Here is a 1,615-nt window from a genome sequence, read left to right as displayed (position 1 = left end):
TTTCGAAATCAAATAAGGCGCGCGATGAAATCGCAACAACGAGTTTTCCAGTGAGTGTGTATGACATTTACGAATTACATCTCATTTAAGGAACAGGCGATAAGCGGGATTATTAGTTTCATTCCAGTGTGGGTAACCAAGCGAAGCCAAGAAGTTTTGAAACTTCTTTTGCTCATTTTTGGGAACCTGAAGACCTACTAAGATGCGGCCATAGTCTGCACCATGATTGCGGTAATGAAATAGGCTGATATTCCAATTGGGCGCCATGCTGGTGAGGAACTTCATGAGTGCACCTGGACGCTCTGGAAATTCAAAGCGATAGAGTAGTTCATCCTGAGCAAGAGTAGATCGACCACCCACCATGTGGCGCAGGTGGGACTTTGCTAACTCATCATGTGTCAAATCGATCGTTGCAAATTTTGCTTTGCGAAAATGCTTTGCAATAGTGGTGCTATCAGCAGCCTTTTGAGTGCCAATACCAACAAAAATATGCGCTTCGCTTTGGTCGGCAATACGGTAGTTGAATTCAGTGACATTACGCTTACCAAGTAACTCGCAGAAGCGCTTGAATGAGCCACGCTCTTCTGGAATGGTGACTGCAAAAACGGCTTCGCGGAATTCACCAACATCAGCGCGTTCGGCAACAAAGCGCAGGCGACTGAAATTCATATTCGCACCACAAGCAATTGCTACCAACGTTTTCTTTTTCAGGCGATGCTTCTCGACATACTTCTTCATACCGGCAATGGCTAAAGCGCCAGCCGGCTCCAGAATGCTGCGGGTATCTGTGAAAACATCATTGATGGCAGCGCAGATTTCATCTGTATCAACGGTGATGATGTCATCAACTACGCGTTTGCAGATGCGGAAAGTTTCTTTACCAACGAGTTTGACTGCGGTGCCATCGGAAAAGAGGCCGACATCTTTCATCTCGATGCGCTTATTGGCTTCGAGCGATCTTCTCATTGCATCTGAATCAACCGACTGAACGCCGATCACTTTGGTTTTAGGGCTGACTGCCTTGACGTATTCACCGATGCCTGCAATCAGGCCACCGCCACCGATGGCGACAAAAATGGCATCGATAGGTTCTTGGTGCTGCTGAAAAATTTCTTGGGCAATCGTTCCTTGTCCAGCAATGACATCAGGGTCATCAAAAGGATGGACAAAGGTTAAGCCCCGTTTTTTTTCCAATAATTCAGAGTATTGGAAGGCATCGCTATAGGACTCACCATGCAAGATCACTTCAACCCAAGGCCCGCCGCGTGCCTTAACTGCATCAATTTTGACGCTGGGAGTGGTGAGGGGCATCACGATGACTGCCTTGCACTTCATTTTGGCTGCTGCCAAGGCCACGCCTTGGGCATGATTGCCAGCGGAAGCTGCAATAACCCCCCGTTTTAGGGCTTCTGGGGGTAAATGGGCCATTTTGTTATAGGCGCCACGTAGTTTGAAGGAGAAAACCGGCTGGTTATCCTCTCTTTTGAGTAAAACTTGGTTACCTAAGCGCTTCGTGAGTTCGGGGGCTACTTGGAGCTCTGTTTCCCTGGCCACATCGTAGACTCGGGCCGATAAAATTTTCTTTAAATAGTTCGTTGCCATGCGATGAGCGTAC

1 protein-coding gene is annotated in these 1,615 nt (G+C 47.7%); it reads right to left on the bottom strand.

Annotated elements, in window-relative coordinates; translation table 11 throughout:
* Positions 1–81 precede the first annotated feature (81 nt).
* Entirely contained in the window at positions 82–1,602 is a 1,521-nt protein-coding gene (ilvA, locus tag B7Y67_RS17430) for a threonine ammonia-lyase, biosynthetic (RefSeq protein WP_293599711.1), read from the bottom strand.
* Between the last annotated feature and the right edge of the window lie 13 nt (positions 1,603–1,615).

This window comes from Polynucleobacter sp. 35-46-11 (assembly GCF_002281105.1).
The sequence above is the reverse complement of the archived record's forward strand: the minus strand, read 5'-3'. Positions and strand labels throughout refer to the sequence as shown.

What these genes read in the sequence shown, in the direction of transcription:
- ilvA (WP_293599711.1), bottom strand. Translation starts at nt 1,602, where the DNA reads ATGGCAACGAACTATTTAAAGAAAATTTTATCGGCCCGAGTCTACGAT.